General features: G+C 74.5%; 23 protein-coding genes. 5 read left to right on the top strand and 18 right to left on the bottom strand.

The annotated features are described in order from the left end of the window. Positions 1-76: 76 nt before the first annotated feature. Positions 77-1,897 (bottom strand): DUF2079 domain-containing protein, encoded by a 1,821-nt coding sequence (locus AB0B83_RS12295; protein ID WP_357578211.1) that lies wholly within the window; start codon positions 1,895-1,897, stop codon positions 77-79. A gap of 161 nt (positions 1,898-2,058) precedes the next feature. On the opposite strand from AB0B83_RS12295, the gene AB0B83_RS12290 reads away from it, so the two are divergent. Further along, the gene (locus AB0B83_RS12290; RefSeq protein WP_357578210.1) at positions 2,059-3,294 is read left to right on the top strand and encodes a PHB depolymerase family esterase; all 1,236 of its coding nucleotides are present in this window, start codon (positions 2,059-2,061) and stop codon (positions 3,292-3,294) included. Positions 3,295-3,373: 79 nt separating this feature from the next. Here the strand turns inward: AB0B83_RS12290 and AB0B83_RS12285 are convergent, their stop codons facing one another. The 9 genes from AB0B83_RS12285 to lpdA all read right to left on the bottom strand — a co-directional run bounded on the left by AB0B83_RS12285 (position 3,374) and on the right by lpdA (position 12,216). After that, positions 3,374-4,276 carry a TIGR01777 family oxidoreductase gene (locus AB0B83_RS12285; RefSeq protein WP_357578209.1) on the bottom strand — a complete coding sequence of 301 codons (903 nt, stop codon included), beginning with the start codon at positions 4,274-4,276 and terminating at the stop codon, positions 3,374-3,376. 112 nt (positions 4,277-4,388) lie between these two features. Beyond that, positions 4,389-4,904 carry a M23 family metallopeptidase gene (locus AB0B83_RS12280; protein ID WP_311414743.1) on the bottom strand — a complete coding sequence of 172 codons (516 nt, stop codon included), beginning with the start codon at positions 4,902-4,904 and terminating at the stop codon, positions 4,389-4,391. A 138-nt stretch (positions 4,905-5,042) separates the two neighbouring features. Continuing rightward, complete coding sequence (locus AB0B83_RS12275; RefSeq protein WP_357578208.1) at positions 5,043-5,960, bottom strand: LLM class flavin-dependent oxidoreductase; 918 nt, start codon at positions 5,958-5,960, stop codon at positions 5,043-5,045. A gap of 132 nt (positions 5,961-6,092) precedes the next feature. After that, complete coding sequence (locus tag AB0B83_RS12270) at positions 6,093-6,590, bottom strand: hemerythrin domain-containing protein (RefSeq protein WP_357578207.1); 498 nt, start codon at positions 6,588-6,590, stop codon at positions 6,093-6,095. Positions 6,591-6,698: 108 nt separating this feature from the next. Beyond that, on the bottom strand, positions 6,699-7,115 hold the full coding sequence (locus AB0B83_RS12265) for a type II toxin-antitoxin system VapC family toxin (protein WP_357578206.1): 417 nt from the start codon (positions 7,113-7,115) through the stop codon (positions 6,699-6,701). Continuing rightward, a complete protein-coding gene (locus AB0B83_RS12260; RefSeq protein WP_132236089.1) occupies positions 7,105-7,374 on the bottom strand; it encodes a type II toxin-antitoxin system prevent-host-death family antitoxin in 270 nt (89 codons plus the stop codon). The genes AB0B83_RS12265 and AB0B83_RS12260 overlap by 11 nt, the downstream gene beginning before the upstream one ends. Positions 7,375-7,447: 73 nt before the next feature. Further along, a complete protein-coding gene (locus AB0B83_RS12255; protein ID WP_357578205.1) occupies positions 7,448-8,779 on the bottom strand; it encodes a low temperature requirement protein A in 1,332 nt (443 codons plus the stop codon). Between the two features lie 149 nt (positions 8,780-8,928). Next, positions 8,929-10,758, bottom strand: coding sequence for a 2-oxoglutarate dehydrogenase, E2 component, dihydrolipoamide succinyltransferase (gene sucB, locus AB0B83_RS12250; RefSeq protein ID WP_357578204.1), 1,830 nt, complete (start codon positions 10,756-10,758; stop codon positions 8,929-8,931). A gap of 66 nt (positions 10,759-10,824) precedes the next feature. Continuing rightward, entirely contained in the window at positions 10,825-12,216 is a 1,392-nt protein-coding gene (lpdA, locus tag AB0B83_RS12245) for a dihydrolipoyl dehydrogenase (RefSeq protein ID WP_132236095.1), read from the bottom strand. A 178-nt stretch (positions 12,217-12,394) separates the two neighbouring features. On the opposite strand from lpdA, the gene AB0B83_RS12240 reads away from it, so the two are divergent. Then, positions 12,395-12,724 carry a hypothetical protein gene (locus AB0B83_RS12240; RefSeq protein ID WP_151456448.1) on the top strand — a complete coding sequence of 110 codons (330 nt, stop codon included), beginning with the start codon at positions 12,395-12,397 and terminating at the stop codon, positions 12,722-12,724. A gap of 69 nt (positions 12,725-12,793) precedes the next feature. Here the strand turns inward: AB0B83_RS12240 and AB0B83_RS12235 are convergent, their stop codons facing one another. Next, positions 12,794-14,365 (bottom strand): leucyl aminopeptidase, encoded by a 1,572-nt coding sequence (locus AB0B83_RS12235; RefSeq protein ID WP_357578203.1) that lies wholly within the window; start codon positions 14,363-14,365, stop codon positions 12,794-12,796. Between the two features lie 161 nt (positions 14,366-14,526). Here AB0B83_RS12235 and gcvT point away from each other — a divergent pair, with 161 nt between their 5' ends. Continuing rightward, positions 14,527-15,651 (top strand): glycine cleavage system aminomethyltransferase GcvT, encoded by a 1,125-nt coding sequence (gene gcvT, locus AB0B83_RS12230; RefSeq protein ID WP_357578202.1) that lies wholly within the window; start codon positions 14,527-14,529, stop codon positions 15,649-15,651. Between the two features lie 26 nt (positions 15,652-15,677). Here gcvT and AB0B83_RS12225 read toward each other — a convergent pair whose 3' ends face one another. From AB0B83_RS12225 to AB0B83_RS12205, 5 genes are all read right to left on the bottom strand, one after another. After that, positions 15,678-16,973, bottom strand: a complete 1,296-nt coding sequence (locus AB0B83_RS12225; RefSeq protein ID WP_311411530.1) for a DUF2314 domain-containing protein — start codon at positions 16,971-16,973, stop codon at positions 15,678-15,680. Between the two features lie 66 nt (positions 16,974-17,039). Next, positions 17,040-17,813, bottom strand: a complete 774-nt coding sequence (gene cobS / locus AB0B83_RS12220) for an adenosylcobinamide-GDP ribazoletransferase (RefSeq protein WP_357578201.1) — start codon at positions 17,811-17,813, stop codon at positions 17,040-17,042. Next, complete coding sequence (locus tag AB0B83_RS12215; protein ID WP_357578200.1) at positions 17,803-19,854, bottom strand: bifunctional adenosylcobinamide kinase/adenosylcobinamide-phosphate guanylyltransferase; 2,052 nt, start codon at positions 19,852-19,854, stop codon at positions 17,803-17,805. Before AB0B83_RS12215 ends, cobS begins: the two co-directional genes overlap by 11 nt. 120 nt (positions 19,855-19,974) lie before the next feature. Beyond that, positions 19,975-21,768 (bottom strand): protein kinase, encoded by a 1,794-nt coding sequence (locus AB0B83_RS12210; RefSeq protein ID WP_357578199.1) that lies wholly within the window; start codon positions 21,766-21,768, stop codon positions 19,975-19,977. Positions 21,769-21,856: 88 nt separating this feature from the next. Further along, entirely contained in the window at positions 21,857-22,057 is a 201-nt protein-coding gene (locus AB0B83_RS12205; RefSeq protein WP_121400450.1) for a hypothetical protein, read from the bottom strand. A 191-nt stretch (positions 22,058-22,248) separates the two neighbouring features. On the opposite strand from AB0B83_RS12205, the gene AB0B83_RS12200 reads away from it, so the two are divergent. Together AB0B83_RS12200 and AB0B83_RS12195 are read left to right on the top strand one after the other, a co-directional pair. Next, positions 22,249-22,449 (top strand): hypothetical protein, encoded by a 201-nt coding sequence (locus AB0B83_RS12200; protein WP_151456671.1) that lies wholly within the window; start codon positions 22,249-22,251, stop codon positions 22,447-22,449. After that, complete coding sequence (locus AB0B83_RS12195) at positions 22,449-23,246, top strand: site-2 protease family protein (protein WP_151456672.1); 798 nt, start codon at positions 22,449-22,451, stop codon at positions 23,244-23,246. The genes AB0B83_RS12200 and AB0B83_RS12195 overlap by 1 nt, the downstream gene beginning before the upstream one ends. Before the next feature lie 68 nt (positions 23,247-23,314). On the opposite strand, the gene AB0B83_RS12190 is transcribed toward AB0B83_RS12195, so the two are convergent. Both AB0B83_RS12190 and AB0B83_RS12185 read right to left on the bottom strand, forming a co-directional pair. Next, positions 23,315-24,313 carry an aldo/keto reductase family protein gene (locus tag AB0B83_RS12190; RefSeq protein ID WP_357578198.1) on the bottom strand — a complete coding sequence of 333 codons (999 nt, stop codon included), beginning with the start codon at positions 24,311-24,313 and terminating at the stop codon, positions 23,315-23,317. A gap of 58 nt (positions 24,314-24,371) precedes the next feature. Beyond that, positions 24,372-25,757, bottom strand: a complete 1,386-nt coding sequence (locus AB0B83_RS12185; RefSeq protein ID WP_357578197.1) for a WG repeat-containing protein — start codon at positions 25,755-25,757, stop codon at positions 24,372-24,374. Positions 25,758-25,794: the final 37 nt, after the last annotated feature.

Genomic DNA, 25,794 nt, shown 5'->3' with positions numbered 1-25,794 from the left:
GGTCACCATCGGTGACGCGGCTCACGACGGGACCCTGCGGCGGGGCCGGCCGCCCGCGATCGGCCGGGGCGACGGCTCAGCCCTGCGGGACCCGCCACAGCCACACGTCGTCGACCCGCTCGGGCGGCCCGAGCAGCGACGTCACCGTACGCCGGACGGCCTCCTCGTCGACCGGCCACTTCGCCCCGTGCACCTCGTCGGGCAGCACGATCGTCTCGATCCGCCAGTGCCGCAGGTCGGCGCGGACCTCCTCGACGCTCCCCTCCGTGATGATCGGCACCAGCCCCGTTCGGCCGGCCTGGTCCATCAGCGCGCCGAACGGGCGCGGCGGCGGGCCGATCCGTCCCCGGCCGTCCGGGCCGCCGGGGCCGAGGAAGAAGCCGGAGGGGATGGCGAACTCGCCCTGCCGGTGTGCCAGCGCGTACGCCTGCCAGCGCTGGCCGTCGGGGTAGACGTCGAGGGTCAGCGGCACCGGGGTCAGCACCCCGCCGGGGGAGACGTACTCCCGCCACGTCCCGGCGGTGATGAAGCGCGGGATCGGCTCGCGTTCGATGGTCAGCAGCGGCGTCGGCACGAGCGGCAGCAGCGCCAGCGCGAACCCCGCCCACCAGGCCAGCCGCGTCCGGCGGCGCCGGGGCGGATCGGCGCGGAGCTGGTCGACGGCGTACGCGAGCAGCACCCCGATCACCGGCGCCACGACCAGCGCCAGCCGGGCGGGCAGGGCGGCGTTCACCACCGGCAGGTGCCCGAGCAGGTCGAACGGCATCGGCAGGTCCGTACGACGGCCGTCGACCTTGGCCTCGGGGCCGAAGGAGAGCACGGTGAAGACGACGGCGGTCACGCCCAGCGCCCAGAGCGTCGCCCGGCGGGCCGCGTCGGCCCGGCGCCACAGCGCCACGAAGCAGGCGACGGTGAGCAGCAGCAGCCCGATGCCGAAGAACGAGTTCTCCTCGGTCGGGTTCGGCGCCAGCCGGGTGCCCAGGCCCGCCTCCCCGGCCAGCGAGCGGCGCGGGTACGCCCCGTAGGCGACGACGTCCTCGGAGTGGATGACCGCGTCGAAGCCGGTGCCGTGGAAGCGCTGCGGGCCGGCGAAGTGCAGCCACAGCGGGTACGCCAGCAGCACGCCCGCGACGACGGCGGTCACGCCGAGGCCGCGTAGGAAGGTCGGCAGCGCCGCGCGGGCCTCGGCGCGGCGGGCCGGGTGCAGTGCCCAGACGGCGACGAAGACGCCGAGCGCCAGCGCGGTGAAGAAGAGCCCCTCGGCGGCGATGGAGAAGGCGACGGCGACGAGCACGCCGAGGATCGCGCCATCGCGCAGCGGGTGCCGGGAGCGGCGCAGCGCGAAGGTCCGCCAGATCAGCAGCGGCACCAGCCAGCCCGCCGTCCAGTTCAGGTGGGCGTTGGCGTGCGAGACCATGCCGGGGGAGAAGCCGATGAACAGCCCGCCCACGGCGGCGGCGAGCGGGCTGCGGACGAGGTGCCGGGAGAGCAGCCAGTACCAGGCGAGCGCGGTGGCGGCCAGGTTGAGGGTGAGGATCACCAGGAACGTGGCAGGCGGCCCGATCAGGTACGTCAGCGGCGCGAAGACCACCGCGTACACGGTGATCGAGGTGTTGACCGCGAGGTTCACCCCGTCGGGGACGTTGACCAGGTACGTGAAGAGCGGGTTGTCGCCGTGGGTCACCGCGTGGCCGCCGAAGGCCAGCAGCCACTCGAAGAGCGCCTGGTCGCTGGAGTTGACCGTGATGGCGCGGCCGTTCGGGTCCTGCCACAGCCCGCTGGTCACCCAGACGGCGAGCGCCAGCGCGACCAGCGCCACGATCAGGTCGGCCCGCCGGTGGCGGACGACGCGGGGCGGCGAGGCCGGCGAAGGCGCCAGGGACGGGGAGGTCGGCACGCAGCGGACGTTACCAACCGCACCGGGGCACGCCGGTCAGGACGCACATCCTCCGGGCGCGGAATGTGTGACCGTGCCCCATGTCACACCATCGACGCATCGACGTAACGTCGCGGCAATTCGCGGGTGACCCAGTTCACACCCCGTCCCCAGGAGGCCCCGTGCGCCGCTCCCCGTCCCTGCTCTCCCGGCTGACCGGCGCGGTCGCCGGGATGGTCCTCGCCGCCGCCGCGGTGGCGACCGTCGCCGCCCCCGCCCAGGCCGCCACCCTCACCCAGGTCACCAACTTCGGCTCCAACCCCGGCAACCTCGCCATGTACGCGTACCGGCCGGACAACCTGCCGGCGGGGGCCCCGGCCGTCGTGCTGCTGCACGGCTGCACCCAGAACGCGGCCGGCTACTTCGCCAACTCCGGCTGGCAGAAGTTCGCCGACCAGTGGAAGTTCACCCTGATCGTGCCGCAGCAGTCCAGCGCCAACCAGCCGCTGAGCTGCTTCAACTGGTTCGTCGAGCAGGACATCACCCGAGGCTCCGGCGAGGCCCTGTCGATCAGGCAGATGGTCGACCACGCCAGGAACAACTACGGCACCGACGCCCGCCGGGTGTTCGTCAGCGGCCTCTCCGCCGGCGGGGGGATGAGCGCGGTCATGCTGGCCACCTACCCGGACGTCTTCGCCGCCGGCTCGGTCGTCGCCGGCCTGCCGTACCGCTGCTCGCCGCCCGCCTCCACCAGCACCTGCCAGTACAGCGGGGTGAACAAGACCCCGCAGGAGTGGGGCAACGCGGTCCGGGCCGCGTACCCCGGGCACACCGGCCCGCGCCCCCGGGTCGCCATCTGGCACGGCACGTCGGACTCCACAGTCGTACCGGCCAACGCCACCGAGCTGCGCGACCAGTGGACCAACGTCCGGGGCGTCTCGCAGACCCCCACCAGCACCGCGTCGCTGCCCGCCAACACCAGCCTGGAGGTGTACGGCAACAACGACGTCCGCGTCTACCGGGTCTCCGGCATGGGTCACGGCACCCCGGTCGACCCGGGCCCGGGTGCCGAGCAGTGCGGCACCGCCGCCGCGTACATGCTGGACACCATCTGCTCGGCGTACCACGACGCGGTCTTCTTCGGCCTGAACGGCGGGACGAACCCCACCCCGACGCCGACGGCGAGCCCCACCGCGTCCCCGACCGCGAGCCCCACGGCCTCCCCGACCGCCAGCCCGACCACGGCGCCGACCTGCGTCACGGCCAGCAACTACGCGCACGTCACCGCCGGCCGCGCCTACCAGTCCGGCGGCTACGCCTACGCCAACGGCTCGAACCAGCGGATGGGCCTCTACAACACCTTCTACACCAGCACCCTCAAGCAGACCGGCCCCAACCACTGGGTGATCGGCTGCTGATCCCGCTCCGGCACGTCGGTCACGAAGTTGTCGTCACCCCGACCCGCGCGGCGTGACGACAACCTCGTGGTCGACCGGCTCAGGGGGCGGTGAGGGCCGCGTGCAGGGCGGCGGCCAGGGTGGGATGGCGGTAGGTGAAGCCCGCCCCGGTGAGCACGCCCGGGAGGACGCGGGTGCTGGTCAGCGCCTCGTGCGCGAAACCGCCCAGCACCACCTTCAACGCCAGCGCCGGGATCGGGACGATCGCCGGCCGGCGCAGCTGCCGGGCCAGCTCCCGGGTGAACTCGGCGTTGGTCACCGGGGCCGGCCCGACCAGGTTGACCGGTCCCACCAGGTCGTCGCGCTCCAGCAGGAACCGGACGGCGTCCAGCCAGTCCGCCATGGAGATCCACGGCAGCCACTGCCGGCCGCTGCCGAGCCGCCCCGCGATGCCCAGCCGGAAGGGCAGCAGTTGCGGCTTGAGCAGCCCGCCGTCGCGGTGCAGTGGCAGCCCGGTGCGCAGCCGCGCGACGCGTACGCCCGCGTCCTCGGCCGGCCGGGTCGCGGCCTCCCAGACCCGGCAGACGTCGGCCAGGAAGCCCTCGCCCGCCGGGGCGTCCTCCTCGACCGCCCGGTCGCCGGTGTTGCCGTACCAGCCGACCGCCGAGGAGTTCAGCAGTGCTCTCGGCCGGTCGGCCTCGGGCAGGCCGGCGATGGTGATCGCCAGCGTGGTGGTGGTGTCGACCCGGCTGGACCGGATCAGCTGCCGGTACCCGTCGTTCCACCGTTTGTCGCCCACGCCCGCGCCGGCCAGGTTGACGACCGCGTCCGCGTCCGCCACCACCGCAGGGTCGAGCTGCGCGGCGGACGGGTTCCACTGCCGCTCGTCGGCGGTGCGCGGCGGCCGGCGGACCAGCCGGGTGACCTGGTGGCCGTCCGCCGTGAGCCGGTCGACCAGCCGGGTGCCGAGGAAGCCGGACGCGCCGGCCATGAGGATCCGCATGCTCCCATCTTCGGGTACGGAGGGCGGATCGGATGCGCTGTGGCGGGCGCGCACCTCAGCGGGCACGACGCCGCCGGCCGACCGGCCGACCGGCCGGCGGCGTCGCGCCGGATCAGCAGCCGGCGGTGCGCGTGTAGTTCTGCGTCCCGAAGTAGAGCGCCAGGTTGCCGCTGAAGCGCACCTTGATGTCGCTGCCGTTCAGGCGCTGCTCGTAGTGCAGGTGGGAGCCGGAGGAGCCGCCGCTGTTGCCCACGTAGCCGATGGTGGTGCTGTAGCCGACGGACTGGCCGACCGAGACGTTGAACCCGCTGAGGTGGGCGTAGTAGGTGGTGTACCCGTTGCCGTGGTTGATCCGCACGTACCGGCCGTAGCTGGTGTCGCCGAGGTTGGCGACGACGTCGACCGTGCCCGGGGCGCTGGCCTTGACCGGATCGCCGTGGTCGTTGGTCCGGTTGAAGTCGATCGCGTACTGCGGGCTGTGGGTGGTGCGGGTCTGGCCGGACCACGTCTGGTTGCACGGGAACGGCGTGCGGAACGACGGCGCGGCGGCGGCGGGTGACGCCGGCACCAGGAACGCGGCGGTCGCCAGCAGGGCGGCGCTGAGGGAACTCGTCAGGCGGGTACGCATCCGAACCTCCACGGTCATAACCTTCGATCTATCTGCCGGATGATGTCAGAAAGTTCCGGCGACCGGAAGCGTCCCCACCCTGGCGCACCAGCGCGCTGCGAGGGTGCCGTTCCGCCTCGATTGCCGTCGATGCGTCGCTCAGGCGGCGAGACGGGCCAGCACCGGCGTGAGCGGGTCGAGTGCGTCCTCGCGTACGACGAAGCGGGTGACGCCCCAGCGGCGCCGGTGTGCGGCGACCGCCGTGACGATCTCGTCCTCGGTGCCGATGAGCACGAACGGCGTCGCGAGCAGCTCGGGCACGCTCAGCCCGACGTCGGCCGCCGTGGGTGCGGCGGCGGCCTCGGCGTCGTCGGTGACGGCCACGTGCTGCACGAGGGCCTCCAGCACCGGCGGCTCGGCCCGCCCGGCCGCGCCGGCCGCCACGCAGGCGAGCTGCTGCTCGATGTCGGCCTCGCGCCAGCGCACCGTGTGCGCGTAGCCGTCGGGCAGGGTGCGACCGAGCCCGGAAAGCCCGACCACGTCGGCGTGCGCGCCGGCCCAGCGCAGCATCGCGGAGTTCGCCGTGCCGAGGGTGAACGGGATCCGCCGCTGCACCGGGCGCGGGGTCTCCAGCCGCGCGCCCCGCAGCACCAGGTCGGGGGAGTCGACGGTGACCTCCTCGCCGTCGAGCAGGGCGCGGACGGCCTCGGCCACGGCCAGGCAGCGGCGCACCCGCCCGGCGACGTCGGGGCGCTCGCGGCCGACCGCGCGCCACTCGGCGGGGGTGTGGCCGGCGCCGAGGCCGAACCGGGCCCGCCCGCCGGAGAGCAGGTCGAGGGAGGCCACGTCCGAGGCGAGCAGCATCGGCTCGCGGACGCCGGCGTTCGAGACGTACGAGCCCAGGCCGATCGTCGAGGTCACCGCCGCGGCGGCGGCCAGCGAGACGAAGGGGGACGCCGCCGAACCCGGATGGTCGGCGGTGAACAGGGTGTCGAAGCCGGCCGCCTCGGTCCGCCGGGCCAGGTCCAGCCAGCCCGGGCCGTCGGACGGGACCGCCTGGAGGGAGAAGATCGCCATGCTCCCACCCTGCCCGGGCGCTGCCTACCGGCCAAGCCCGACGACCGCGATTCTGCTACCGGCAGACCCCGGGCCGGGTCGAACGCCGAGTCGACCCCCGTGGTGCCGCCGGCGCTCTCGCCCGGGTGCGGGTCAGCGGACCGGTCCAGGGTCACGGTCGAGCGGCGGGAGCGGAACCCCGAGGAGGCCCTCGGTGCTGCCCTCGGTCAGCTCGTTGAGCGCGCGCACGAGCTTCTTCTCCTCATAGACGAAGTGCGTCTCGAGCAGGGCGGCGAGAGTGTCCAGTTCGGCCCGCATCTCGTCGGGCGGCGCGGCCCCACCGACCAGTTCCTCGACCCGGCGCAGGGCCTCGGCCACGATGTGGTGGTCGGCCTCCAGCTCGCGCAGCACCGGGGCCAGCTCGGGCACCCGCTCGCCCAGCACCCGGAACGCCCCGGCGTCCTCGCCGTTGTGGTGCCGGGTCAGTGCCGCGCAGAAGGCCAGGCAGTGGGCCCGCAGGTCCCTCGGCCGTACGCCGGGGTCACCCACCCCCTCGCGCAGGCGGGCCAACTCCTCGCGGAGCCAGAGGTGGATCTCGACCAGCTGGTTGCCGAGGGCCCGCAGGCGCTCGTGCGGCGTGATGGGGGGCATGTGTGTCCCATGCTGTCCCGCGCCTCCATGCCCTCGGCGGTCTGCTTGCCGGGTGCACCGCGACGCTGCGCCCACCCTACGACAGCAGGCGCGGCGACACGTGCCCGGTCAGGGCCGGCGGACCGGCCGGACGGAGACCAGCTCCTCCAGCCCGACGAAGTCGGTCGGGCTGGTGGTGTAGAGCGACAGTCCGTTCGCGTACGCGATGGAGGCGATCATCAGGTCCGCCAGCCGGCGGCGGGTGGTGCGCCCCGTGGCCAGGACCGCACTGGTGACCAGGCCGAAGGCCCGCGCGGCCTCGGCGTCGAAGGGCAGCGGCTCGAACACGGCCTCGGCATGCTGGAGGACGCTGGTCCGCCGGGCCCGCTCGGCGCGGTCGTCGGTGTGGTGCGGGCCGGCGGAGAGCTCCGCGAGCGTCACGGCGCTGATCACCATCTGCTCGGGCAGGTCCTCCGGGCCGAGGGCGCCGAGATGGATCACGACGTTCGTGTCGATCAGGCCACGGACCGGCGCCTCACCACTCACGGCTGAACGGGTCCTGCTCGACCGACGAATCGATGTCCGCGCGGAACCTCTCGTCGTCGAGTACGGGGGCCGTCGCGAAGGCGGCGAGCACCTCCGCCCGGGGGACGAACGTGCGCCGGCGCAGCGGGATGAGCTTTCCGACGGGGGTGCCGTTGCGCGTGATGACGAAGGACTCGCCGGACTCGACGTGCCGCATGATCGCGCCCGAGTCGTTGCGCAGCTCCCGCTGCGTTATCTCCCGATGAGCGTGCTCTGCCACGACACGATCCTAGTCCAGGGTGCTACGGAGTGCTACGACCCTGCGGGGGAGCGGTGTGCTCCGGTGCCAACTGTCAGGTCGACGGCTCGTCCGGGGTGGGCTCGCGCCAGCGGGCGCGCCAGGCGGCCTCGTGCGCCTCGTGGATGGTCTTCTCCTCGAAGACCATCTCGCGCAGGGCGCGCCGGGAGTCCGCCATGACCACCGCCTCGACGGCCACCAGCCCGACGCAGATCGCGGTGAGCAGGGTGAGGGCGGCCAACCCCGGCAGCCGTTGGCCGACGGGAAGGGTGGCGGCCAGGAGCAGCACGGCACCGACCCTGGTCCACGACACGGTGCGCAGGGTGCGCCACTGGAACAGCATGTTCGCGCACAGGTAGCAGGCGACCCCGCCGAACAGCAGCAGGACGCCGGGGCCCTGCGTGGGGTCCCCGACGGGCGTGCCCGGATCGGCGACCTGGTGCACGATCTCCTCGGCGCCGAGGGCGAACAGGATGATCCCGGCGATCATCGGCAGGTACATGTAGGCGTACGCGTCGCGGGCCATCGAGACCCGGGGCCGGCCCTCGGCCGCGTGCAGGGCTATCCGGGCGGCCGGTGCGATCACGTCGTAGTGCGCCCACCACAGCGCGGCCGTGAAGAAGATGCCGAGCACCGCCGCGGCGACCGCCGGCCAGGTCGGCGGCTGGCCGAGCAGGTTGCTGCCGACGCCGACGGAGATGACGGACTCGCCCAGGGCGATGATCAGGATCAGGTCGTAGCGCTCGGTCCAGTGCTCGGCGGAGGTCACCGTCCAGCCCCAGGCGCCGGCGACCAGGCCCATGCCGTACTGGAGCAGGACGACGCTGACCCACAGGCCGTCGCGCAGCATCGCCGCCCGGCCCGGGTCGTCGATCTGCGGCGGGATCAGCGCGGCGGAGATGAGCAGCAGGGTGCTGACCGCCATCTCCGGTGAGTACTTCAGCAGCAGCCGACGCTCCCCGGGTCTCTCCTGCGCGACGTGCCAGTACAGCGCCAGGTGCACGCCCCGGATCACCACGTAGCTGAGCGCGACCACCATCGGTCCGGCGGCCACGTCGGTCGCGTCGCTGAAGGCCTGGGGGAGGGAGAGTGCGAAGCAGAAGAGCGCGGCCATGCCGATGACCATCAGCACGGGGACGAAGCCCTCGCCGAGCCGGACCCGGGTGGCGACCACGCAGTGCACCACCCAGCACCACCAGAGCACGGCGAGCACGAGCATGGCGTGCCCGAGCTGCCATCCGGAGATGTTGGCGGCGGTGGCGCGGGTGATGATGAAGAACGAGAAGACGAAGACCAGGTCGAAGAAGACCTCGAACCGGTCGACCCGGGCGCCGGGGGCGATCGAGACGGCCGGTCCCAGCCGCTCGCGCCACCGGATGCCGCCCACCTCATCCACTCTGGCAGCGCCCTGTCGTCGCCGGGCCGGAATCGCGTGAGCGTGCCGAGGGCCGGGGGCGACGGTGGACGAGGCGGCCGGAACGGCGACGGGCGCCCCGGTCGGTGACCGGGGCGCCCGTCGGGTGGTCCAGGCGGGAACTACAGGCCGAGCTCGGCCTCGAAGTTGCCCGACTCCAGCCGCTCCTTGACCGCGACCAGGAAGCGGGCGGCGTCCGCGCCGTCGATCAGCCGGTGGTCGTACGACAGGGCCAGGTAGACCATCGACCGGACGGCGATGACCTCGCCCAGCTCCGGGTCGTTGACGACGACCGGACGCTTGACCACGGCACCCGTGCCGAGCATCGCCGACTGCGGCGACGGCACGATCGGGGTGTCGAAGAGGGCGCCCCGGCTGCCGGTGTTGGTCAGCGTGAAGGTCGCCCCGGCGATCTCGTCCGGGCTGATCTTGTTGGTCCGGGTGCGCTCGGCCAGGTCGGCGATCCGCTTGGCGATGCCACCCAGGTTCAGGTCGCCCGCGCCGTGGATCACCGGCACCATCAGGCCCCGCTCGGTGTCCACGGCGATGCCGAGGTTCTCCGAGTCCGGGTAGGTGATCGTGCCGGCGTCGAGGTCCATGCTGGCGTTCACGATCGGGTACGCCTGCAGCGCCTCGACCGCCGCGAGGGCGAAGAACGGCAGGAACGACAGCTTGACGCCGTGCCGCTGCTGGAACGACTCCTTGGCCTGCGCCCGCAGCTTGGCGACCTTGGTGACGTCCACCTCGACCACGGTGGTCAGCTGCGCCATCTCGTGCAGCGACTGCTGCATCCGCTTGGCGATCGTCGCGCGGATCCGGGGGAGCTTCTCGGTGCTGCCGCGCTTGGCGCTCGGCTGCGGCTTGGCGGCCGGCTTGGCCGGGGCAGCCGCGGCGGGCTGCTGCGCCGGGGCCGGCGCAGCCTTGGCGGCCTTCGCCTTCTCCGCCGCCTCCAGCACGTCCTGCTTGCGGATCCGGCCGCCGACGCCGGTGCCGTTGACCGAGGAGAGGTCGACGCCGTGCTCGCTGGCCAGCTTGCGCACCAGCGGGGTCACGTAGCCGGCGGCCTCCTCGCCGCCCTGGGCGGGCGCCGACGGGCGCTGCTGGGCCGGGGCCGACGGCACGGCCTTCTGCTCGGCCTGTGCGGGCTGCGCCGAGGTCTCGGCCTCCGCCGACGGCTCGTTGTACGACATGCCCGGGGTCGGCTCCTCGGCCTTGGGCTCCGGCTTGGCCTCGGCCTTCGGCTCCGGCTTCGGCTTCGGCTCGGGCTTGGCCTCCGCCTTGGGCTCGGGCTTCGGCTCCGGCTTCGCCTCGGCCGGGGCGGCGCCGGCGGCACCGATCACGGCCAGGTCGGCGCCGACCGCGGCGGTCTCGTCCTCGGGAACCTTGATCTCCAGGACCGTGCCGGCCACCGGCGACGGGATCTCGGTGTCGACCTTGTCGGTGGAGACCTCGAGCAGGGGCTCGTCGACCTCGACGGTGTCGCCGACCTGCTTGAGCCAGCGGGTGACGGTGCCCTCGGTGACGCTCTCGCCCAGCGCCGGCATCTTGACCGGGGTGCCCTCGCCCGACGGCGCCGGCGCGGCCTGCGCCTGGGTCTCCGGCTCCTCGACGGCCGGCTGCTCCGCCTCGGCCTGCGGCTCCTCGGCGGCCTCGGCAGCCTCCTCGGCCGGCTCCTCCTGCTGCGGGGCGGTCTCGCCGCCGCCGGTGGACTCGCCCTCGCCCGCGATCACGGCCAGCTCGCTGCCGACCTCGGCGGTCTCGTCCTCGCCGACCACGATCCGGCTCAGCACGCCCGCCGCCGGGGACGGGATCTCGGTGTCGACCTTGTCGGTCGACACCTCGAGCAGGGGCTCGTCGACCTCGACGGTGTCGCCCTCCTGCTTGAGCCAGCGCGTGACGGTGCCCTCGGTGACGCTCTCACCGAGCCGGGGCATGGTGACCGATACCGGCATCTTCAAAGACTCCTTCATTCCCCTGGTGGGATCATCGCCCGTCGCCGGACGCCGCGGTTGTCGTGATCAGGCGTGTGCGTGCAGCGGCTTGCCGGCGAGCGCCAGGTGCGCCTCGCCCAGGGCCTCGTTCTGCGTCGGGTGGGCGTGCACGAGCTGCGCCACCTCGGCCGGGTACGCCTCCCAGTTGTAGATGAGCTGCGCCTCGCCGACCATCTCACCGACCCGGGCGCCGACCATGTGCACGCCGACGACGGGGCCGTCCTCCACCCGGACGAGCTTGACGAAGCCGGCCGTCTTGAGGATCTGGCTCTTGCCGTTGCCGCCCAGGTTGTAGTTGTAGGTCTTGACCTTGTCGGCGCCGTACTGCTCCTTGGCCTTCGCCTCGGTCAGGCCGACCGACGCCAGCTCCGGGTCGGAGTAGGTGACGCGGGGGATGCCGACCTCGTCGATGACGGCCGGGTTCTGCCCGGCGATCTCCTCGGCGACGAAGATGCCCTGCTGGAAGCCCCGGTGGGCGAGCTGGAGGCCGGGCACGATGTCGCCGACGGCGTAGACGTTCGGCACGCTGGTGCGCAGCCGCTCGTCGGTCAGCACGTAGCCGCGGTCCATCTTGACGCCCTGCTCCTCGTAGCCGAGGTCGGCGGTGTTCGGGCCGCGGCCGACGGCGACCAGCAGCAGCTCGGCCTCGACGGTGTCACCGCCGGCGATGGTGACCTTGACGCCCTTGTCGGTCTTCTCGACCTTCTCGAACGGCTTGCCGACCTTGAAGTTGATCTTCCGCTTGCGGAACGCCCGCTCCAGCGCCTTCGAGGACTCCTCGTCCTCGGCCGCGACCAGCCGGGGGAGCGCCTCGACGATCGTGACGTCCACGCCGAAGGACTTCCACACGCTGGCGAACTCGACGCCGATCACGCCACCGCCGAGCACGATCGCCGAGGCCGGGACCCGGTCGAGGGTGAGCGCGTGGTCGCTGGTGATGACCCGCTCGCCGTCGACCTCCAGGCCGGGCAGGCTCTTCGCGTACGAACCGGAGGCCAGCACGATGTTGCGGCCGGTGTAGCGCTTGCCGTCGACCTCGACGACGTTCTTGCCGACCAGCTTGCCGTGGCCCTCGACGATGGTGATCGACTTGTTGCCCTTGAGCATGCCCTGCAGGCCCTTGTAGAGCCGGGAGATCACGCCGTCCTTGTAGGCGTTGACCCCCGCCATGTCGATGCCGACCAGCTCGGCCTTCACGCCGAACTGCTCCGACTCGCGGGTCTGGTCGGCGATCTCGGCCGCGTGCAGCAGCGCCTTGGTCGGAATGCAACCGTTGTGCAGGCAGGTGCCGCCGAGCTTGCCCTTCTCGACCAGCGCGACCTTCAGGCCCAGCTGGACGGCGCGCAGGGCGGTCGCGTAGCCGCCGCTGCCACCTCCGAGGATGACGATGTCGAAGGTTGCGTCGTTCGGCTCGCTCACGTCCAACTCCCAGGTCGCGTCACTGCTTCGGGGGTCACGGCGGGGCAACACGGGCACACCCCACCTCGGTCATCTTGTCACCACCGCCCGCCGCCCGCGTAGTGAGGTGCCCAACGACACGTCCGTGACACGTACGCTTGGCACTGACTTCGATGACGGACTGAGGGGGAGACGCTCGGTGGGACTGTTCCGGCGACGCAAGAAGACGCGGGCGGTCAGCCTCGACCGGGCCGCCGACCGCGCCGATCTGGAGCACCTCGAGGGCTTCGTCCGCAGCCGGCGTGGGGTCGAGGCCTACATCGAGCCGCGGACCACCGTCACCGAGACCACGGTCATGCTGATCGCCGACGACGGGGAGTGGACCCGCCGTCGCATCGACGGTCCCGACGGCGCCCGCCGCTTCGCGTACCGGATGGGCATCCCGGTCTACGACGTGCGGCTGATGGGCTACCCGCAGCGGATGCGCGACTACAACGAGCGCCGCAAGCGCCGCCCCGAGCTGTATTGAGTCGGTGCTCGGCCGGGTGGGAACGCAAGGAGGGCCCCTCGCCGAGCGAGGGGCCCTCCTTCGCGTACGTCAGCCGTTGGCGGCGACGTCCTCCACCAGCTGGACGAGCGTGCGGACCGGTACGCCCGTGCCGCCCTTGGTCCAGTAGCCGGTCGCCTCGCCCGAGTGGTAGCTCGGGCCCGCGATGTCGATGTGCGCCCAGTCGACGTCGGCGCTGACGAACTCCCGCAGGAACACCCCGCCCTGGAGCATGTGCCCCGCCCGGTCCATGCCGGCGTTGACCTGCGAGATGTCGGCGACGTCGGAGTCCATGCCCTTGCGCACGTCGTCCGGCAGCGGCATCGGCCACGCCGGCTCGCCGACCGCGTCGCCGGCGGTGCGGACCCGCTCGCACAGCTCGGGGCTGCCCATCACGCCGGCGATCCGCTTGCCCAGCGCGACGACCTGCCCGCCCGTGAGGGTGGAGGTCTCGAAGAGGTAGTCGCAGCCGTCCTCGCAGGCCCGCGCCATCGCGTCGGCCAGGATCATCCGGCCCTCGGCGTCGGTGTTGAGCACCTCCACCTTCTTGCCGTTGTACATGCTGATCACGTCACCCGGCCGGTACGACCGCCCGGACGGCATGTTCTCCGCCATCGGCAGGTAGGCCGTCACGGCCACCGACGGCTTGAGCGCGGCGACCGCCAGCATGGTGGCGGCCACCGCGGCGGCGCCTCCCATGTCGGACTTCATCTCCCACATGCCCTGCGCCGGCTTGATCGAGATGCCGCCGGTGTCGAAGGTGATGCCCTTCCCGACGAGCGCCACCCGCTTGCCGTTGCCGCCGCCGGTCGGGGTGTAGGTCAGCTTCACCAGCCGCGGCGGGGCCTCCGAGCCCTGCCCGACGGCGATGATGCCGCCGTAGCCGCCGGCGGCCAGGGCCGCCTCGTCGAGCACCTCGACCGTCAGGCCGGCCTCCCGGGCGGAGTCCGCCACCGAGTCGGCGAAGGACGGCGGGCGCAGCTCGTTCGGGGCGGTGTTGACCCAGTCCCGGCTGCGCCGGACCGCGCCGCACACCACCTGGGCGCGGGCGATCTCGGCCTGGGCTCCGGCGTCACCGGCGTCCGGCACGGCGACCAGCACCTCGGCCACCGGCTCCCGCCGGGACGGCTGCGGCCGGGTCTTGTAGCCGGCGAAGCGGTAGCCGCCGAGCAGCGCGCCCTCCGCCACCGCACGCAGCGCCGCAGGCGCGTCGGCGTCGTCCGGCAGCGGCAGCGCGAGCGCCACCCGCGGCGCGCCCGCGAGCGCCCGTACGGCCCCGCCGGCGGCCCGGCGCAGGGTCTCCGGGGCCGGGGCGGCGCCGGTCGGCTCCGGGCCGAGCCCGACGGCGGCGACCACCGGGGCGGTCACGGTGCCCAGCGTGGCCAGCTTGATCACCTCTCCGGGGGCGCCGGTCGCGCCGAGCAGGGCCAGCGTCTCGGTCAGCTTGCCGTCGAAGGCGGCGGCGATGCTCTCCGCGCCGCTGGCCAGCAGCAGGGTTCCGGCCAGGCCGGTGGTGGCGTCCTGCTCGCCGGTCTGGCTGTGCAGGCCGATCACGATCGCGTCGACGGCGAGCTCGGCGGGGTCGGTGTCGACCAGGCTCAGGGTGGTGCTGGGCGATGTCACTGAAGCTACTCCGGGCGGGCCGGGCCGGTCGCGTCGTCGCGTACCGGCGATGGAGGTCTCCGGCGGAACGTACCCGTCGGAGGTCGGGGCTGTCCCGTCGACGGCTCCGACGGGTCCCGCCGATGCTAACCAGCCGCCCAGCTCCCGGTAAGTTCCCACCCATGACCGACGTGACCTCCGACGCCGCCGCGACCCGGCTGCGCCGTTCCCCGCTGCACGAGCGGCACACCGCTCGCGGCGCCAAGTTCGCCCCGTTCGGTGGCTGGGAGATGCCGCTGGAGTACGCCGGGGGCGGGGTGCTGAAGGAACACACCTCGGTGCGGACCGGGGTGGGCGTGTTCGACGTCTCCCACCTGGGCAAGGCGCGGGTCACCGGGCCGGGCGCGGCGGAGTTCGTCAACGCCTGCCTCAGCAACGACCTGGGCCGGATCGGGCCGGGCCGGGCGCAGTACACCCTCTGCTGCGACGACGCCACCGGCGGCGTGGTGGACGACATCATCGCCTACCTGCACGCCGACGACCACGTCTTCCTCATCCCGAACGCCGCGAACACCGCCGAGGTGGTGCGCCGGCTGCGCGCCGCCGCCCCGGCGTCGGTCACGGTCACCGACGAGCACGAGGCGTACGCCGTCCTCGCCGTGCAGGGCCCGCGTTCGGCCGAGCTGCTCGACGCGCTGGGCCTGCCGACGGGGCACGACTACATGAGCTTCTCCACCGCGACGCTCGACGGGGTGGAGCTGACCGTATGCCGCACCGGCTACACCGGGGAGCTGGGCTACGAGCTGGTGGTGCCGGCGGCCGACGCGGTCGCGGTCTGGGACGCGCTCTTCGCGGCCGATCCCGAGCTGCGCGCCTGCGGGCTGGCCGCCCGGGACACCCTGCGCACCGAGATGGGCTACCCGCTGCACGGTCAGGACCTGTCGCCGGAGATCACCCCGGTGCAGGGCCGCTCCGGCTGGGCGGTCGGCTGGGACAAGCCGGCCTTCTGGGGCCGCGACGCGCTGCTCGCGGAGAAGGCCGCCGGCCCCAGGCGTACGCTGCGCGGCCTGGAGGCGGTCGACCGGGCGATCCCGCGCCCCGGCATGACGGTGCACGTCGGCGACGCGGAGGTCGGCACGATCACCAGCGGCACGTTCTCGCCGACGAAGAAGCAGGGTGTCGCCCTCGCCCTCCTCGACACCGCCGCGAAGCTGACGGACGGCGACCTGGTGGAGGTCGACATCCGCGGCCGCCGCGCCCAGATGCGCGTCACCCGCCCCCCGTTCGTAACCCCCTCGGTGCGCTGACCCTGCGGGAGGGCAGGGGCAGGGGGTCAGAGTGGGGGGTGGGGGCGTTCGCCGGCGTCCAGGACGGCCTGGGTCCAGCCGCCCTCGATGACGCCGGTGCCGTCGAGGACGGCCCAGTCGACGACGTCGGTGGCCTCCACGACGACCGGGGAGCCGATGCGCACGGTCGGGTCGGTGTTGGCGTCGCAGGCGCTGGCGGCCACGATCCGCTCCGGGGTGTCCCACGAGGTCACCCCGGCCCAGACGAGCTCCGGGCCGTCGTCGCCGGGCAGGCCGTACTTGACCACGAGCTGCGTCTCCGGCGGGAGCTGGCCGGCGAGGAACCGGGCCCGGATGTCGCCCAGCCCGGCCCGGGCGGTGGCGACCGCCCTGCTCATCGCGTCGCCCGCCCGGGCGTAGCGCACGTCCGGCTGGATGCCGGCGAAGAGGGTGGCGCAGGCGGCGGCGTAGTAGCGGCCGTCCGGCCCCGGGTGCCCGGCGGGCGGGCGCAGGCTGAGGAACGAGTCGGCGTCGGGGTCGGTGGCCGGGTCCAGCTCCAGGCGCAGCAGTACCGGCGCCGTCGCGCCGTGCTGTTCCGGATTGCCGTACGCCACCGCGATGTCGTGCCCGGTCACCGTGGCCAGCACCGGCAGCTGCACGAACGCCGGCACCTCCTCCCCGGAGAGCCCGTCGGTCCAGTCCCGCAGCAGCCGCCGGGCGGCCCCGGTCATCACCGCGCCCCAGGCCCGGGTCAGGTGGTCCGGCACGCCCTGGGTCTGCAACTCCAGCAGCCCGAAGCGGCGCAGCCCCTTCGTGGTGAACCAGAGCCCCTCGGCGTCGGAGGAGTAGGGCACCAGCACCCAGTCGACCAGCCGGATCCGCCCCTGGTCGTCGGGGAGCGAGCGCAGCGCCGTCGCCGGGTCGAGGAACTGGAGGCCGAACACGTCCACCACGTCGCCGTCGACGGACTCGGCGACGGCGGCGGCCACCGCCCGGGCCGCCCACTCGTGGGCCGGCGGCCAGCCGGGCCGGTACTCGGCCTGCACCACGACCAGGTGGCTCGCGGCGGCCAGCCGGGCCAGCTGCGCCTCGGTGGCGCCGAACGCGGTGAGCAGGTCCGGCGGCAGCTCGGGGAACTCGGCGATCGGCCGGGTGTCGACGCTCATCAGCGGGCTGTCGAGCATGTGCCGCGCCAGCCCGTGCACCGGCTCCGCCAGCCGGCCGGTGAGCCGCGCCACCGCCGTCTTCGCGCTCACCTTCGGCAGCCCCGTCATGGGCACCAGGTAGGTCGCGCTCAGCGACTCCGGAACCGGTACGGGCAGGAAGTCGTCCGTGATGAGCATGTCGTCCCCCGGTTGGCCGCGCCGGTGCTGTCGTGGGAGAACGCTACCCGGCGCGGTGCGCCCTGTTCAGCCGGACAGCACCACTCCCAGGTAGACCAGCGTGGTGACCACCTCCACGGTCGCGCCGAGCACGTCGCCGGTGACGCCGCCGAGCCGGCGTACCACGTGTCGCAGCAGCCCCACCGCGACGGCGAGGGCGGCGGCGACGGCGAGCGGCCCCTGCCACGGGCGGCCCGGCACGGCCGCGAGCGCCGGCAGCGCGACGGCGACCGCCCCGGCGGCCAGGGCGACCGGCCCGACGGCGCCCGCGACCAGCGCGCCGAGCCCCTCCGGGCGGGCCGCCGGCACCCCGCGCCGGCAGGCCACCGCCACCCCGAACCGGCCCGCGGCCGTCGCCGTGACCACCGCCGCGAGCGCCGCCGGCCAGGACCGTCCCGCCAGCTCCGCGAGGGCCGCCGCCTGCACCAGGAGTACGACCACCAGCGCGACCACGCCGAACGGGCCCACGTCCGGCTTCTTCATGATCTCCAGCGCGGCGTCCCCGCGCCGGTACGACCCCAGCGCGTCCACGGTGTCGGCCAGCCCGTCCAGGTGCAGCCCCCGGGTGAGCAGCGCCCCGGCGCCGACGGTCACCGCCGCCGCCACCAGCGGGGGCGCGAGCGCACCGGGGAGCAGCAGGACGCCGGCGAGGACGACGCCGAGCAGCGCGCCGACCGCCGGGGCGAGCGCCATCGCCGTGCCCGCCACCGACCGGTCGACGCGGCCGGCGCGTACCGGCAGGGTGGTGAAGGTGGTCAGCGCCAGCCGCGCCCCGTCGGCGAGCCGCGACTCAGCCGGCACGCCGGCCGGACGGGTCCACCGCTTCCGTGTCCGTCCCGGCGCCGCCGGGCTCGCGGAGGTCGGCCTCGGTGCTGGTCGGTCCGGGCCCGGTGGGCTCCGGCTCGCGGAAGTCGGGTTCGGTGCTGGTCGGCCCGGGTCCGGCCGGCTCGGGTTCGCGGAAGTCGGGCTCGTCGGTGTCCGGCTCGTCGTCCTCGCCGTCGCCGAGCGACGGGTGGGCCGGCAGCGCGGCGGCCAGCGCCAGCACCGAGCGCAGCAGCGGCAGCGCGGCCAGCGCGTTCGCGCCCTCGCCCAGGTCGAGCCGCAGGTCGAGCAGGGGGGTCAGGCCGAGCACGTCGGCACCGAGTTGCACGGCGGGGTGCCCGCCGTGGTCGGCCAGCAGGCACCAGTGCCGGGCCTGCCCGGCCAGGTCGCGGGTGACCATGGCGGCGGCCACCCCGACCGGACCGTCGAGCATGACCGGCAGCCGGCGGGCGGTGGCGCCGAGCAGCACGCCGGTGGCCACGGCGACGTCCCCGCCGCCCAGTTCGGCCAGCACGTCCTTGGCGCTGCGCGGCGAGTTCCGGGTGCGGTGCAGCGCGTCCCGTACCGCCGCGCACCGCCGCATCCAGGCCGCGTCGTCGATCTCGCCCGAGTCGGTGACCACCCGCCTGAGCACCGCCGGCGCCTCAGCGCCCGCCGTCGCCACCAGCACCGCCGCCGCGGCGGCCTCGGTGCCGGCGCCGCACGCCCCGAGCACCAGCAGTCGTACGCCCGCGTCGGCGGCCTCCTCGGCGAGCCGCCAGCCGTAGCGCAGGGCGACCTCGACCTGCTCGCCGGTCAGCGTGGGCTCGGTCTCCATCGGCGCGGACGCCGGGACCTCCACCACCTGGAGCTCGGCGCCGCTCTCGGCGGCCAGCCGGGCCAGCGCCCCCTGCCCGGCGCGGGCCTGCCGGGCCCGGCGCGCCGACTCGCCCTCCACGGTGCCGGCGGCGGCGTCGCCGAGGTGGTCGCCGTGCAGCAGCAGCACCCGCACCCGGCCCCACGGGGCCGGGGTGACGGTGCCCTGGGTGGCGGCGGCGAACCCGACCGCCCGCTCCAGCACGCCCAGCCCCGACCCGGGCACGTCCAGGGTGGCGAGCCGCTCGATCGCCTGCGGGCCGGCGTACTCGTCGGGCATGGGCAGTTCCATGCCGGGCTGGATGACCAGGCCCGTGGCGACCATCGGCAGCGCCATGGTCGGGGCGGCCCAGGCGGTGCCGGTCGGCTCGGCGCCGGGCACCGCGTCCGGGGCGGCCGGCGGCGTGGGGGTGAACACGTCCGGGGAGGGCTCCGACGCGGCCACCGACCCGCCCGCGCCGCCGGGAGAGCCCGGGGCGCCAGTCTGCGCCCGGCCGGCCTGTGCAGGGCCGGCCTGCGCGGACCCGGGCTGTGCGGGGCCGGCCTGCGCGGGGCCGGACTGTGCGGGGCCGGACTGTGTGGGGCCGGCCTGTGCGGGCACGGTGGCCGGGTGCGGGGCGCCCGGCTTGAGCCAGGCGGCCTGGCCGGCGACCACGAGGACGACCGCGTCGCAGGCGTCGGCGACCGCCCGGTTGGCCGCGCCCAGCGCGTCGGTGAAGGCCCGCCCGAGCGGGGTGGTGGGCACCAGGGAGAGCCCGACCTCGGGGCTGACCAGCACCAGCCGGGCCGCGCAGGAGCGCACCGCCGCCGCCAGCTCGGCGATGGTGGCGGTGTCGTCCGCCGGCTGGTGCGCCGGGTCGAGCAGCACGGTCACCCAGCCGCCGAGGTCGTCGACGAGCAGCGTCTCGTTGGGCCCGGCGGAGGCGAGCACGTCCGCGAGGCGGCGCGGGTCGGCCGCGGTCTCCTCGGTGGTCCAGGTCTCCGGCCGGCGCTCGCGGTGCGCCGCCAGCCGGGCCGCCCACTCCGCGTCGTCGGCGGGCGCGTCGGCGGCCGTGGCCACGTAGCGGACCGTCGGCGCGTCGGCGACCAGGGACTCGGCGAACTCGGACTTTCCGGACCGGATGCCGCCAAGCACCAGGACCGTGTTCCACCCGTCAACGGACATGCCCGTACTTTAGAGCCAGCGCCCGGGTGCGGCCCCCCTGAGGTGCGGGGTACGACCGGCCCGGACCCCGCGGCGGCCGGCCGGTCACCGTCGCGGGCAGGGGCATTTTCGAGGCGGCGTTCAGTCGCAGTGCTCGAAACCGCTGCCGTAGCTGGCCCCGCCGGTGGACCCGCCCCACTTCACGCACACCCCGGCGGCCCTGGCCCGCACCGGCCCCGCGTAGTACGAGAACGACCCGCTGTCGGTGCTGCGGGCCCGGCCCCGCACCTCCAGCCACGCCGAGGCGGCCGTCGCCGTGCCCACCGCTGTCTCCTTCATCGTGACCACGCAGTTGTTGCCGCTGCCGGCGTCGTAGAGCAGGTAGACCCTGCCCTTCCGGCTGCCCGAGACGGTCAGCGGGGCCGAGTCGATCACCCTGTATCCGCTGCCGCACGCCTCGATCGGCGTGTACGGGTTCGGCTTCGCCGGCTGGCCGGTCGTCGTTCCGGGGCCGGGTCCGCCGGGAGCGGTCGCGGTCGGCTCGCCGCTGCCCGCCGTCGGGACCGGGGAGCGCCCGGGCGGCGACGCCGACGGACTGCGGGACGCCGACGACGTCGTCGCGCGGGTGGCACCCGGCGTGGGCTCGACGCGCAGCCGGCCCGTACCGTCGTCGGCCGCCGCGCCGGACGGGCCCGCCGCCGTCTCGCCGGTCAGCGCCGCCGGGACGTCTCCGCCGGCCGGGCCGTCGTCGGGGGCCAGGGCGAGCGCGGCCACCCCGACCAGCACCACGAGCCCGGTGGCCGCCGAGCCGAGCAGCGCGGCCCGGCGCCGCCGTGCCGGCTGCGGCACGACCGGGTCCTCCCGGGTGGGCGGGACCGGTCCCCGGGCGTCGCTTCCCGTCGCCGGTCCCGGGTGCGGGCGGGCGGCGACGGGTGGCAGCGGCGCCCACGGATCCGGCGGGGCGACCGGCCCGGCGGGGGCCGGCGCAACGGCGTCACCGGCCGCCGGGGTGCCGCCCTGGTCCGGTCGCGCGGCGGAGGGCGCCGCCGAGGTCGGGCCGGCGACGGCCCACGGCGGGCGGGCGGACGTCGGCACCACGGCCAGGGTCGCGTCGCGGGCCTCGGCCGCGGCGTCGGCCATCGCCGCCGCGTCGCCGAACCGGTCGCCGGGGCGCTTCGCCATCGCCCGCCGCACCAGCGCGGCCACCGCCGCCGGGATGTCGGGCGGCAGCGGCGGCGGCTCCTCCTGGAGGTGCCGCAACGCCACCTGGAGCGGGTTGTCCCCGTCGAACGGCGGTTGGCCGGTCAGGCAGAAGTACGCCACCGCGCCGAGCGCGTAGACGTCCGTCGCCGGGGAGACCGGCTGGTTCGCGGCCTGCTCGGGCGACATGTACGAGGCGGTACCGAGCATCACGTTGGCGGCGGTGATGCCCGCCGTGGTGCCGGAGCGGGCGATGCCGAAGTCGACGAGCACCACCCGGCCGTCGCCCTTCACCAGCAGGTTGCCCGGCTTGACGTCCCGGTGCACGATGCCGGCGAGGTGGGCGGTGTGCAGCGCCTCGGCGGCCTGCGCCACCACCGACATGGTCGACGCCGGGTCGAGCGATCCCGCCCGCCGCAGCCAGGAGCTCAGCGGCTGGCCGTCGACGTACTCCATCACCAGGTAGTCGACCCGGCTGCCGTCGTCGAGGACGGACCGGCCGACGTCGTGCACGGCGACCACGCCCGGGTGGCGCAGCGCCGCCAGCATCCGCGCCTCCGCCCGGAACCGGGCCGTGAAATCGGGATCCGCGCTCAGCGCCGGCAGCAGCGCCTTCACCGCCACCGTGCGTTCCAGCATCAGGTCGGTGCACCGCCAGACCGCGCCCATGCCGCCGATCGCCACGCGGTCGTCCAGCCGGTACCGGTCGCTGAGCACCACTCCCCGAGTAAGCACCGCGACACCGTACCGGCCCGGCGGGGCGGGACTGGCCGCCCGGCGGGGCGGCGGAGCGGGGCTGGCCGCCCGGCGGGGCGGCGGTGGACTACCGGGGTGTCTGGTACTGGAAGTCGTTGGGGTTGACCGCCGCCGGCTTCGGGTCCTCCTGCCAGGCGCCCTCCCCGGGGCGGGCGACGAGGGCGTCCAGCAGGTCCTCCCGTTCCATGTGCGCGGCCCCCACGATGCCGCCGCGCACCGCCATCGCCCGCAGCGCCTCGGTGTCCTTGTCGTGCAGCGGTTCGTCCATCGTCGCCTCCTCCAGGCCCGTCGGCGGTCGGCGACCGCCCCGTCGCGCGTCAGGAGGCCCATACCCGGACAGGGGCCGGGGAACCCCTGCGCCGCCCGCCCGGCGTACGGATGTCGGGCCGCCCCGCGCCCGGCCGACTACGCTGGCGGGGGTTCGTCCCACGGGACATCAGCGGCGAGGGGAGACGCGGCATGGCGTGGAGCTGGCGGTACGAGGGCGCGAACGGCGAGTCGGTCGAGGGGCCGGCGGAGTCGTTCAGCAGCCAGGCGGACGCCGAGTCCTGGATCGGTCAGGCCTGGCGGGAGCTCGCGGCGTCCGGCGTCACCTCGGTCACGCTCGTGGAGGACGACCGGGTGGACTACCGCATGAGCCTGCTGCCTCCGGCGGAGTGATGGCCGGCGACCGCCCGGGGGGCGAGCCGTTGGTGCTCGGCGTGCCCCGGGCGGCGTTCCGGCCCAGCCCCGTCTTCCTCGCCCTGGTCGCGCTCTTCGTGACCAGCGGGGTGCTCACCTGGAACGGGTTCGGCAACGTCCGGCTCGACGTGTTCCTCTTCGTCGTGTCCGGCTGGCTGGTCTCGCTCTGCCTGCACGAGTACGCCCACGCCGTCGTCGCCTACCGGGCCGGCGACCGCAGCGTCGCCCACCGGGGCTACCTGACGCTCAACCCGCTGAAGTACAGCCACCCGCTGCTGTCGATCGGGCTGCCCGTGGTGGTCGTGCTGCTCGGCGGCATCGGCCTGCCCGGCGGGGCGGTCTGGGTGGACCGGCACGCCATCCCGGGACGGCTGCGGCACACCCTGGTCAGCCTGGCGGGCCCGGCCACCAACGTGCTGTTCACGCTGGTGCTGGTGCTCGCCGTACGCCTCGGGGCGGCCGGCGGCGGGCCGGTCGAGTTCTGGGCGGCCGTGGCGCTGCTGGCGTTCCTCCAGCTCACCGCGAGCGTGCTCAACCTGCTCCCGGTGCCCGGCCTCGACGGCGGCAACATGATCCAGCCGTGGCTGAACCCGCAGTGGCGCAGGATGTACGACCTGTTCGCCCCGTTCGGCTTCATCCTGCTGTTCGCGCTGCTGTGGAACCCGCGGATCGGCGGCTGGTTCTTCGACGCGGTCTTCGCCGTCGGCGACTTCCTCGGCCTGCCCCCGTGGCTCTACGCCCTCGGCCTGGACCTGATCCGCTTCTGGCAGGGCTGACCCGCGCCCCCGCCGGCACGGTCCGGCCCGGGCGGCCCGTGGTGCGGGCCGGCCCGGGCCGGGACGCGTCACGGGCGCTCGGCGGGAGACTCCGTGCGGGCCGGGTCGCGCTCGACGATCGGGTCGACGATCTCGTCGATCGCCTTGAGCAGCTCGGCGTCGAGCTTCACGCCGGCCGCCTTGACGTTGTCGTGCACCTGCTCCGGGCGGGAGGCGCCGACGATCGCCGAGGAGACGTTCGGGTTCTGCAACACCCAGGCGACGGCGAGCTGCGCCATGCTCAGCCCGGCCTGCTCGGCCAGCGGCTTGAGCCGCTGCACCCGGGTCAGGACCTCGTCGGTCATGAACCGGGAGATGAAGCCCGCGCCCGACTTCTCGTCGGTGGCTCGGGAGCCGGCCGGCGGCGGCTGGCCCGGCAGGTACTTGCCCGAGAGCACGCCCTGCGCGATCGGCGACCAGACGATCTGCCCGATGCCCAGCTCCTCGCTGGTGGGGACGACCTCGGACTCGATGACCCGCCAGAGCATCGAGTACTGCGGCTGGTTGGAGACCAGCGGGATGTGCAGCTCACGGGCGAGCTGGTGGGCCGCGCGGATCTCCGACGCCTTCCACTCGGAGACGCCGATGTAGAGCGCCTTGCCGGAGTGCACGACGTCGGCGAACGCCTCCATCGTCTCCTCCAGCGGCGTGCTGTGGTCGTACCGGTGGGCCTGGTAGAGGTCCACGTAGTCGGTGCGCAGCCGGCGCAGCGAGCCGTTGATCGACTCCATGATGTGCTTGCGGGACAGGCCCCGGTCGTTGCGGCCCGGCCCCGTGGGCCAGTACACCTTGGTGAAGATCTCCAGCCCCTCGCGCCGCTCGCCCTCCAGCGCGCGGCCCAGCACGTCCTCGGCGCGGGTGCCCGCGTACACGTCGGCCGTGTCGAAGGTGGTGACGCCGGCGTCCAGGGCGGCCCGGACGCAGGCGAACGCCGCGTCCTCCTCGACCTGCGAGCCGTGGGTGATCCAGTTGCCGTACGAGATCTCGCTGACCATCAGGCCGGAACGGCCCAGGTGACGGAATTCCATGAGTCGACCCTAGCCCGTTCCGATCATGCCCACCCCTCGTGGCGGGCCACCCTGTCGCTCAGAGCACGGGGCTGGTGTCGACGAGCAGCCGCTCGATCTCGGCGACGACCTCGTCGCGGTCGCGGTGCACCGGCTCGATGAGCGGCTCGCCCCGCCGGTCGAGCGCGCCCCAGCGGCCCGTGCCGTCGCCGACCAGGAACGCGACCGGGTGGACGACCAGCGCCGGATAGCTGGGCGCCACCAGCACCTTCCCGGCCCGGTTCACCACGCCACGCCGGCCGGCCACCTCCACCACGGCCAGCCCCTCCTCGGTGAAGCCGTCGACGTACCGGCCGTCGGCCAGGACGGTGGCGAAGCCGTGGTGCCGGGTGGGCACCACGATCCGGCCGTTGCGGTCGACCGCGCCCCAGCCGTCGCGGCGGACCACGGCCACGCCGCGTTGGAACGGGCGTACGTCCGCGAAGCCGTGCGGCACGACCACCTCGCCGGTGGCGTCGATCGCCACCCAGCCGGCGTCGCCGCCGTCGGACACCCAGGCCAGCCCGTCGGAGAACGAGCGGACCACCGGGTACGACGGTTCGAGCACCGTGGTGCCGGCGCGGTCGATGAGCGACCACCGCTCGGTCTCGGGGCGCCGCACCCAGGCCAGCCCGTCGCGGAACGGCTGGGCCTCCGCGTACTCGGCCGCGATGACCAGGTCGCCGTCCGTGTCGGAGAAACCCCACAGGTCGCCGTCGCGGGCCGGCATCGGGGGCCGGTCACGCTCCAGCACCTCCTCGCGGCTGCGCGGGTACGGCCCGAAGCCCGTCTCCGCGACCCGCTCCGCCACCGCGTCCAGGCTCAGCCGGATCCGGGCCTGCAACTCGGGGTCCTCGGTGCCACGCAGGTCCAGGGCCCGCTCGAAGTGGTGACAGGCCTCCATCAGCCGACCCTGGTCGTAGCAGGACCGCCCGGCGTGCTCGTGCAGCACCGCGCGCAGCCGCTGTGGCAACTCCGTGGAGTTCGCCTCGGCGAAGAGCCGGTCGGCCTCGACGAACTCGCCGCGCCAGCGCAACACGTGCGCCAGCCGGGCCTGGGCCACCGCCGTACGCCGCAGCTCCCCGGTGGCCTCGGCGTAGGTGAGCGCGAGCCGACCGTCCGCCAGGGCGTCGTCCAGTTCGCCGAGGATCCGGGACACCACCGCCCGCAGGCTGAGCAGCCGGGCGCGCGACTTGTTGTCCACGGCCGCGCCCAGCTTCTCGGTCAGCCGCCGCCGGATCGTCCGGAACTCGTCCGGCTCCGCCACGATCTCCCGCAGGGTGGCCGGATCGAGCCGCCACCGGTAGCTCGCCAGCACCTGCTCCGGATCGCCCTGCGCCGCGTTCTGGTGCCCGGCGTCCCGCGCCTGCTGCGGATCGCCCTGCGCGGCGCTCTGGTGCCCTGCGTCCCGCGACCCGACGGGCATCCCGGCGGCCCGTGGTCCGCCGGCCCGTGTTCCGTCG

The organism is Micromonospora sp. NPDC049060 (assembly GCF_040649055.1).
Classification (GTDB): Bacteria; Actinomycetota; Actinomycetes; order Mycobacteriales; family Micromonosporaceae; genus Micromonospora; species Micromonospora reichwaldensis.
The sequence above is the reverse complement of the archived record's forward strand: the minus strand, read 5'-3'. Positions and strand labels throughout refer to the sequence as shown.

Excerpts from the sequence above, each read along its gene's own strand:
- AB0B83_RS12285 (WP_357578209.1), bottom strand. The coding sequence starts at position 4,276 with ATGCGGATCCTCATGGCCGGCGCGTCCGGCTTCCTCGGCACCCGGCTG.
- AB0B83_RS12280 (WP_311414743.1), bottom strand. The coding sequence starts at position 4,904 with ATGCGTACCCGCCTGACGAGTTCCCTCAGCGCCGCCCTGCTGGCGACC.
- AB0B83_RS12275 (WP_357578208.1), bottom strand. The coding sequence starts at position 5,960 with ATGGCGATCTTCTCCCTCCAGGCGGTCCCGTCCGACGGCCCGGGCTGG.
- AB0B83_RS12270 (WP_357578207.1), bottom strand. The coding sequence starts at position 6,590 with ATGCCCCCCATCACGCCGCACGAGCGCCTGCGGGCCCTCGGCAACCAG.
- sucB (WP_357578204.1), bottom strand. The coding sequence starts at position 10,758 with ATGCCGGTATCGGTCACCATGCCCCGGCTCGGTGAGAGCGTCACCGAG.
- gcvT (WP_357578202.1), top strand. The coding sequence starts at position 14,527 with ATGACCGACGTGACCTCCGACGCCGCCGCGACCCGGCTGCGCCGTTCC.
- AB0B83_RS12225 (WP_311411530.1), bottom strand. The coding sequence starts at position 16,973 with ATGCTCATCACGGACGACTTCCTGCCCGTACCGGTTCCGGAGTCGCTG.
- AB0B83_RS12215 (WP_357578200.1), bottom strand. The coding sequence starts at position 19,854 with ATGTCCGTTGACGGGTGGAACACGGTCCTGGTGCTTGGCGGCATCCGG.
- AB0B83_RS12205 (WP_121400450.1), bottom strand. The coding sequence starts at position 22,057 with ATGGACGAACCGCTGCACGACAAGGACACCGAGGCGCTGCGGGCGATG.
- AB0B83_RS12200 (WP_151456671.1), top strand. The coding sequence starts at position 22,249 with ATGGCGTGGAGCTGGCGGTACGAGGGCGCGAACGGCGAGTCGGTCGAG.
- AB0B83_RS12195 (WP_151456672.1), top strand. The coding sequence starts at position 22,449 with ATGGCCGGCGACCGCCCGGGGGGCGAGCCGTTGGTGCTCGGCGTGCCC.
- AB0B83_RS12190 (WP_357578198.1), bottom strand. The coding sequence starts at position 24,313 with ATGGAATTCCGTCACCTGGGCCGTTCCGGCCTGATGGTCAGCGAGATC.
- AB0B83_RS12185 (WP_357578197.1), bottom strand. The coding sequence starts at position 25,757 with ATGCCCGTCGGGTCGCGGGACGCAGGGCACCAGAGCGCCGCGCAGGGC.